At 30.5% G+C, this 8,013-nt stretch carries 6 protein-coding genes, 1 other RNA gene and 1 pseudogene; 4 read left to right on the top strand and 4 right to left on the bottom strand.

The features are described from left to right. Positions 1 to 386 precede the first annotated feature (386 nt). Both V5787_RS06355 and ffs read right to left on the bottom strand, forming a co-directional pair. Positions 387 to 917: pseudogene (locus tag V5787_RS06355) on the bottom strand (transaldolase family protein); the annotation flags it as partial. Between the two features lie 140 nt (positions 918 to 1,057). Further along, positions 1,058 to 1,156, bottom strand: an RNA gene (gene ffs, locus V5787_RS06350) — signal recognition particle sRNA small type. A gap of 184 nt (positions 1,157 to 1,340) precedes the next feature. Between ffs and truA the strand changes: the two genes are divergently transcribed. Together truA and V5787_RS06340 are read left to right on the top strand one after the other, a co-directional pair. Next, on the top strand, positions 1,341 to 2,090 hold the full coding sequence (gene truA, locus V5787_RS06345) for a tRNA pseudouridine(38-40) synthase TruA (RefSeq protein ID WP_336892425.1): 750 nt from the start codon (positions 1,341 to 1,343) through the stop codon (positions 2,088 to 2,090). Continuing rightward, positions 2,083 to 3,858 carry an ABC transporter ATP-binding protein gene (locus V5787_RS06340; RefSeq protein WP_336892424.1) on the top strand — a complete coding sequence of 592 codons (1,776 nt, stop codon included), beginning with the start codon at positions 2,083 to 2,085 and terminating at the stop codon, positions 3,856 to 3,858. Before truA ends, V5787_RS06340 begins: the two co-directional genes overlap by 8 nt. On the opposite strand, the gene cdaA is transcribed toward V5787_RS06340, so the two are convergent. Together cdaA and nadE are read right to left on the bottom strand one after the other, a co-directional pair. Beyond that, positions 3,855 to 4,625 carry a diadenylate cyclase CdaA gene (gene cdaA / locus V5787_RS06335; protein ID WP_336892423.1) on the bottom strand — a complete coding sequence of 257 codons (771 nt, stop codon included), beginning with the start codon at positions 4,623 to 4,625 and terminating at the stop codon, positions 3,855 to 3,857. The genes V5787_RS06340 and cdaA overlap by 4 nt on opposite strands. 71 nt (positions 4,626 to 4,696) lie before the next feature. Further along, entirely contained in the window at positions 4,697 to 5,488 is a 792-nt protein-coding gene (nadE, locus tag V5787_RS06330; RefSeq protein ID WP_336892422.1) for an NAD(+) synthase, read from the bottom strand. A gap of 122 nt (positions 5,489 to 5,610) precedes the next feature. Between nadE and V5787_RS06325 the strand changes: the two genes are divergently transcribed. Both V5787_RS06325 and V5787_RS06320 read left to right on the top strand, forming a co-directional pair. Next, positions 5,611 to 6,567, top strand: coding sequence for a gliding motility lipoprotein GldB (locus V5787_RS06325; protein ID WP_336892421.1), 957 nt, complete (start codon positions 5,611 to 5,613; stop codon positions 6,565 to 6,567). Between the two features lie 422 nt (positions 6,568 to 6,989). Beyond that, positions 6,990 to 7,670: a hypothetical protein gene (locus V5787_RS06320; RefSeq protein ID WP_336892420.1), complete on the top strand. Its 681-nt coding sequence runs from the start codon at positions 6,990 to 6,992 to the stop codon at positions 7,668 to 7,670. The last annotated feature ends 343 nt before the right edge of the window (positions 7,671 to 8,013 follow it).

The raw sequence follows: 8,013 nt of genomic DNA, 5'->3' as shown, positions 1-8,013 counted from the left end.
CAATCGATAAGAATATTTATTTGACTAAAAAATGTAGCTTTTATCTTTCTTGTGCGTAAATCACAAATGCTATCTGCAAAAGTAGGTGTTATTTGTAGTTTCATGGCTTGAATATACATCTTAATAAGCTAACAAACAACTATTTACACCCTAAGTTTGGGTCTTTGTTTTTGTCATGTACCTTGCAACGGTCTTGCTATTTGTTACAATTTATATAGAAGTCCAAGGATAATTGCCACTAATTCTAAAAACTAAAGGAAAATGAACCAAAAAATAGATTCATAACTAACATAAACAATGAAAATAAGAAAAAAAAACATAAATTTTAGATTTAAAAAGTAAAAATTGAAATCTAAAACTGAAAAGAGCATTATGCAACGGTCTTAGTTTATTATGTGCATCGTATGTCTCACTGAGGCAGCTAAAATTTCCGTTTCGAATCCGTAGTTATCGTAAATCAAATGAATTTCTTTAATTAAACTCATTCCATCAGTTGAAATATCATCCAACCTTCCTATAAATGGAGAAACATAAGTTGCACCAGCTTTTGCTGCTAATAACGCTTGTCCTGCAGAAAACACCAAGGTAACATTTGTTCTAATTCCTTTTGAAGAAAAGTATTTACACGCCTTAACGCCATCTTTAATCATAGGTAATTTAACTACAATTTGAGGGGTTAAAGCAGCTAAAGCTTCTCCTTCCTTTATCATCCCTTCAAAATCAGTAGAAATTACTTCTGCAGATACGTCTCCTTCTACTGCTTTGCAAATATCTAGATAATGTTTTAATATGTTTTCCTGACCTGAAATTCCTTCTTTAGCCATTAAAGACGGATTTGTAGTTACTCCATCTAGTACGCCTAATGCTTGTGCTTCTTTAATTTGCTCTAAATTCGCTGTGTCGATAAAAAATTTCATATTCTAATTTGTTTAATTTTTGTATAACAAATTTATGTTATTTACATATATTGGCAGGTATGAAAACGTTAATTTAACGAAAAATACAACAACTTTATAAAGAAGATTACTATGCCTGAGAAGAAAATAATAGGCATAAAAAATGGCAAGCTACCTACATCACACCGCTACAACCTTGTACCCTTGCTTCGTTCCCGCCCTGGGGGATTCCTAGGGAGCTAGTTGTGTAGGACTTGCCGTTGCAAAAATACGTTCAATTTTCATTTTCTGCAACGTTTTATTAAGAAATAAATTTTGTTTTTTCAACTCTCACGTTACAAAGTAATTAACAATATATTAATTTTCAAAAGCTATTGTTCATTCATAGAAAGTTTATAATTTATGAATGGAATCCTTATATTTGTCATCTAAAATTCAGTATTCTTGAGGTATTTCATCGAACTTTCATATTTAGGTAAAAACTACCATGGTTGGCAAATTCAGCCCAATGCTACTACTGTACAAGAAAAAATAAATAAGGCTTTCTCTCTTATACTTTGCTCTCCTGTATTGGTAGTAGGTGCAGGAAGAACAGATACAGGTGTTCACGCAGCTCAAATGTTTGCACATATCGATACTAACATCCGTATAGATTCTCCAAAATACATCTATAAATTTAATTCTGTATTGCCAAATGATATTGTAATTGAGTCTATATTTCCTGTAAATAATGAAGCACACGTTAGATTTAGTGCTACTTCTAGAAGTTACGAGTATAAAATATATTTAGGAAGAAACCCTTTTCTACTTGATACTACCTGGCAATTTTTCAGGAATGAATTAAATATCTCTCAAATGAATACAGCAGCAGAATTGTTAAAAAGCTATACAAATTTCAAATGCTTCTCTAAATCAAAAACAGAGGTTAAAACATATAACTGTAATATTACAAACGCTGAGTGGGTACAAGAAGGAAACATTCTTACATTTTATATTACTGCAGACCGTTTTTTACGTAATATGGTACGTGCGGTAGTAGGTACACTAGTAGCGATTGGTCAACAGAAAAACACGATAGAAGATTTAATTGAAATTATAGAAAGTCAGAATCGGTCCATGGCAGGTACTTCAGCACCTGCTCAAGGGCTATCTCTTACAGCGGTCAACTACCCAGAAACAATAAAACATGAATAAAACTAATAAAAATAGAGTATTTGATTTTGATGTTTTTTCGCGTCTTATGAGGTTTGCAAAACAATATCGCTTATACTTTATTATTTCTTGTTTCACGGCGATATCTTTAGCTTTAATTGCTGCTTTGCGACCTTATTTAATAATAGAAATTGTTGATAGTTATATAAAAGGAAAAGACTCAGAAGGACTCCTTACTTATGTAATACTCATTTTCTCTGTTCTGATTATAGAAGTATTATTACATCTCGCATTTATTTTTATTTCAAATTGGTTAGGACAACATATTGTCAAAGACATTAGAGTTAAACTTTTTGACCATGTTCTCAAATTTAAAATGTCATACTTCGACAAGTCTTCTGTAGGACAAATGGTAACAAGAGTTGTTTCTGATGTAGAAACAATTGCTCAATTTTTTGGACAAGGTCTTTTTATGATTATCAGCGACTTGCTAAAAATGTTTGTAATTGCAAGTTTAATGTTATATAAAAACTGGCAATTAGCATTAATTTCTTTTGTAGTATTACCTATAATCATTTATGCTACAAAAGTTTTTCAATCAGCAATCAAAATTGCGTTTCAACAAGTGAGAACTCAAGTAGCCAATTTAAATGGTTTTATTCAAGAAAGAATAACGGGCATGCAAATAGTTCAATTATTTAGTAGAGAAAAGATTGAATACAATAAGTTCAAAGAGATTAATGAAGCTCATAAAACAGCTCATATTAAAGCGGTATGGTCTTTTTCTGTTTTCTTTCCGATAGCAGAAATTCTTTCTTCTATAGCAGTTGGATTGTTGGTGTGGTATGGAGGTTTAAATTTAGCATTGAATGGCAGCGTAACTCTAGGAGAAATAATGGGTTTTATAATGATGGTAGAAATGCTTTATCGCCCATTGAGACAAATTGCCGATAAATTTACCACGTTACAAATGGGAATGGTTGCTGCAAACAGGGTTTTCGAAATAATGGACACTCAAGAATCTGTTTCTAAAGAAGGTACTATTGATATTTCGTCATTAGATGGTAAAATTGAATTTAAAGATGTTCATTTTAGCTATGTGAAAAATGAAGAAGTTTTAAAAGGAATTACAATGACTGTAAATGCTGGTGAAACTATAGCGATTGTAGGTGCAACGGGAGCCGGAAAATCTACAATTATTAATTTGTTAAATCGATTTTACGAGATTGATTCTGGTCAGATCTGTATTGATTCTATCAACATAAATGACTTTAAACTAAAAAGTCTAAGAAACCATGTTGCGATAGTTTTGCAAGATGTATTTTTATTTTCTGATTCGATATTAAACAACATAACACTTGAAAACAAGGCTATTACAATAGAGATGGTAATGGTAGCAGCAAAGAAAATTGGAATTCATGATTTTATTATGAGTCTTCCAAATGGTTACCATTTTAATGTAAAAGAACGAGGAAACATGCTCTCTTCAGGTCAGAGACAACTTATTTCTTTTCTAAGAGCTTATCTTAGTAATCCTTCTGTATTGATTTTAGATGAAGCTACTTCCTCTGTCGATTCTTATTCTGAAAAAATGATTCAATTTGCTATGGACAAGATTACTATGAACAGAACTTCTATTGTCATTGCGCACCGGCTAGCAACAATTCAAAAAGCGAATAAAATTATAGTGATGCACCAAGGTAATATTGTTGAAACAGGAACCCATAAAGAATTATTGAAAACTAAAAACGGATTTTATAGAAACTTATTTGAGAAGCAGTTTAGTGAAGTTGGTATAGAAACCGCTTAAGCTAAATAAGATTTTAGTTTTTCAACTAAATCCATCTGATCTGTAAACAATTCAAATTCACCATCTTTTATTAGTGATATTTTACCTGTTTCTTCAGAGACAGCAATACAAATACAATCTGTTCTTTCTGTTATACCAATTGCTGCTCTATGTCTTAAGCCAAATCTACTCGGTAAATTTTTATCTGACAAAGGAAGAACAACTCTAGTCGCAACAATAAAATTTTCCTTTATAATTGTTGCTCCATCGTGTAGTGGACTATTCTTATAAAATATACTTTCTAATAATGGAACATTAATTTCTGCATTCATAAAATCCCCTTTCTCTTTTACAAAATCAAGACTGTTATGTCGTTCAATAACAAGCAATGCGCCAGTTCTAGACTTAGACATTTTACTACAAGCTAAAACAATTGACTCTACATCTACCTCTATATTAATTTCTGTTTTCAGAAACTTAAGCTGCTTAATAAACCCTCTTCTAGATCCAATATTTGCAGAACCTAACATCAGTAAAAATTTTCTTAACTCAGGATGAAAGATAATAAGCATCGCTATCGCACCTCCTCCTACTAAAACTTCAAGAATACTACTCAACATCTCCATTTTAAGAGCTTGAGTGATTTTATAGATTAAAAAAACAATGGTTATACCAATAAAAATATTGATGGCAACTGTCCCTTTTAAAAGTTTGTATACATAATACAATAACACCCCGACTAAGGTTATATCAAGAAAATCTAAAAAAGTAAATTCAATAAAATCCAAAAGAAAGGCTTTTTGTAAAAATAGTAATTATATATGACTCTTTAAGTTTACGAGAAGTTGTTCTGTCTTAATTATTTTTTAAGAGTATCAACAATGATACAAACAGGTATTGGGTTCATTTTATGTTGATTATTTTTATTCAGCCTTGTATAAATTTCGAATACTTCCTTTTGCCTTCCCTTTAAATCATCAATAACAACTTCATCTTGATCTTGTTTCATCGCTATTTCTAGCTCATCATACGAAGCTCCTAATTGATCTTCATCTGTCCGACTATCACCAAACAAACCATCTGTAGGAGCTGCTTTTAGAATAGCTAGTGGTACCTCTAAAAATATTCCTAACGCAAATACTTCAGATTTCACTAAATCAGCAATCGGACTTATATCTACACCTCCATCACCATATTTCGTGTAAAATCCAACACCAAAATCCTCTATTTTATTTCCTGTACCCACTACTAATGAGGAATTAATTCCAGCTAAATAATATAAAGATGTCATTCTTAACCTAGCTCTTGTATTTGCCAAAGTTAAAGTTAAAAGATCCTCGCTATCTCCTAGAGGCATCAATTCATGAATGCTTTCAAAAGATTTTGTCAAATCTATACGAATGCTTCTTACATTATTATATTTTATTTTTAACTTTTCAATGTGTTCCTCAGCTCTCGATACTTGATTAACATTTTGATGAATAGGCATTTCAATACAAATAGTTGCCAATCCCGTCTTAGCACAAAGCGTAGAGGTTACTGCAGAATCAATACCTCCTGAAACTCCGACTACAAATCCTTTTACTCCAGCCTTAGTAGCATAATCTTTTAACCAGTTCACGATATAATTTGCGACCTTTTTAGAATTCATAGTATGTGTATTTTTAGTATTTTTGATTTTACGAAAGTAAACAATAATACACTTAGTAAACACTGAATTTAACGTAGTTTTCAAAAAAACATCTTAAAACTATACAGAAAATGATTCCTCATATGACTAAAACGATCCTAATAACAATTTTAACTCTATCGGTACTATTAAGCTGTAAAGATCAAAGAGAAAAAGAGATTTCAAAAATAAAATTGGAGTATGATTTTATTGAGTTCCACAAAGATTTTTTTTTAGCCAATGAAGAAAAATTACTCGTTTTAAAAAAAAAATTTCCTTATTTATTTCCATCGGCTCTTACAAATAAAGAATGGTTAGATAAAATCAATGATCCTGATGAACAGATTCTTTTTAAAATTACGGATAGTGTTTACCCAAATTTAAAAATAATACATGACCAAACAGATAAACTATATAAATATATAAAATATTACAATCCTACTTTTTCTCCCCCTAAAACATTTACACTAATAAACGGCTTGGACTATGAGACCCCTATTATTTATGCTGATTCTCTTGCATTCATTTCTCTAGATATGTTTTTAGGAGCAGATTCAGAAGTTTATAATAACTTTCCAAAATATATTTCCTCCAATTTTACTCAAGATAATATTATTGTTGATTTAGCAAAAAAAATAATTCAAAAAGAATACGTAATACATAGAGATCAAAGTTTCATAGGGTCTATGATTTATTTTGGTAAACAATTATATTTAGCTGAATTATTTTTACCCGATGTTAAAGAAAATTTGATATTGGGAATTCCACAATCAAAGTTGACTTGGAGTATTGAAAACGAATCTGAAATATGGAAGTACTTTATTTCTCATGAGATGCTTTTTAGTACGAACCAATCTCTAAATAAACGTTTTATTGATCTTGCTCCCTTTTCAAAATTTTATCTAGGTAATGATAGAGAATCTCCTGGTGGAATTGGGAATTTTATAGGTTTGCAAATCGTACGTTCTTATATGAAGAACAACTCAGTAAGTATTGATAAAATGATAAAGACCAACACTGATATTCTTTTCAAAAACTCTAAATATAAGCCCACTAAATAGTGAAATTTGAACCTGAGGAAGTTTTTGTAGCTGTTTTACCCAATAGCCAATACGGTCTATGTAGTTCCTGGTTGTTAAATCACTCTTTTAAGACCGAAACATCTTAAAGCATTGCTAAATACAAGTGGTGTAAATCTAATTTCATCCATTTCTAAAAATAAATCACTTTGCTAAAATTGAATTACAAAAATGGCTATATGAACCATTTATCAAAAAAAACACTGATATAGAACAATACAAGGGGGGCTTTTTTAAAACTTATAAAAACAAGCTACAATTCCTATGAAATGGAAAAATTTCCAACGATGTAAATTTATTTACGGCAGGATTGATTCCAAACCTTAAATTATATAATATTTAGAAAATAACTTATAACTTTTAATTTAAAAAGAACTACTTTTGACTTTAATTTAAACAATATTATGAATTTAAAATCCTTAACACGAACAGAATTATTAGGTTATAGTTTATTGCTTTTGGTTTATGCAATAGGTATTTATTATGCGAACAACGACGTCGTATTTTTTGACACTAAATTTGCTCAAGAAGATGGATTCGTAGAAACTGGGACAGCAATTATGTTGTTTGTCATTAGTGTGTTGTGTATTTATAGACTTGTTAAATTTGGTCGTTCTAATTCTATTCTTTGGAAAGTTGGTGTAATTGGAATGGCACTAATATTTTTATTTGGTGCAGGTGAAGAAATTTCTTGGGGACAGCGTATTTTTGATATAGAATCGTCAGACTTTTTCTTAGAAAATAATGCTCAACAAGAAACCAACTTGCATAATATGATTATTGGAGAAACAAAAATAAACAAACTCATTTTTAGTCAGTTATTAATAGTTGTATTAGTAATTTATTTAATTATTGTTCCAATATTGTACAGAAAAACCACTTGGGTAAAGAGTTTATTCACAACGTTTGCTATTCCTATTCCAAGATGGAATCATACTATTGCTTTTGTTGCTGCTACTGTGTTTATACTATTCATGAATAACTCTAATAGATGTTGGGAAGTTTATGAATTTGCTTTTGGAATTATTTTCTTTTTAATTTTTATAAATCCGCTTAATGGGTACATATACAAAAAAGATAGTTAGTGGTTGGGCTATGGCTATTCCGTCAGCATCAGGGAAACCACAACTTTCAAATTTAATCTATAAGAATTTCTCGAGGTTCTTCCTCGTGGAAATTTATTATTGTTAGTGGATATTATACTGATTATTTGTATGGCACCAAATAAATATCAAAATGATAGATTAAATCCTCCATTCAATAACTTAACGCAACAAATCTAAATTTATAGATTTGTAAAATGGTAGTAAAAAAACATCGCCGACTTACCCTAAAAGAAAGGGTGATTATTCAGACTCTTTTAGAAGAGAAAAAGAACAAAACATACATTGCTAAAACTCTCAACAGAGCTCGCTCTACAATTAGTAG

It is taken from the genome of Flavicella sp., from assembly GCF_037132785.1.
GTDB lineage: Bacteria > Bacteroidota > Bacteroidia > Flavobacteriales > Flavobacteriaceae > Flavicella.
Note: the sequence above shows the minus strand (reverse complement) of the source record. Positions and strands in the feature narration are given on the sequence as shown.

Bases quoted from the DNA above. Each gene is read 5' to 3' on its own strand.
- nadE (WP_336892422.1), bottom strand. From the start codon at position 5,488: ATGAATTCTAAAAAGGTCGCAAATTATATCGTGAACTGGTTAAAAGAT.
- V5787_RS06340 (WP_336892424.1), top strand. From the start codon at position 2,083: ATGAATAAAACTAATAAAAATAGAGTATTTGATTTTGATGTTTTTTCG.
- V5787_RS06320 (WP_336892420.1), top strand. From the start codon at position 6,990: ATGAATTTAAAATCCTTAACACGAACAGAATTATTAGGTTATAGTTTA.
- V5787_RS06325 (WP_336892421.1), top strand. From the start codon at position 5,611: ATGACTAAAACGATCCTAATAACAATTTTAACTCTATCGGTACTATTA.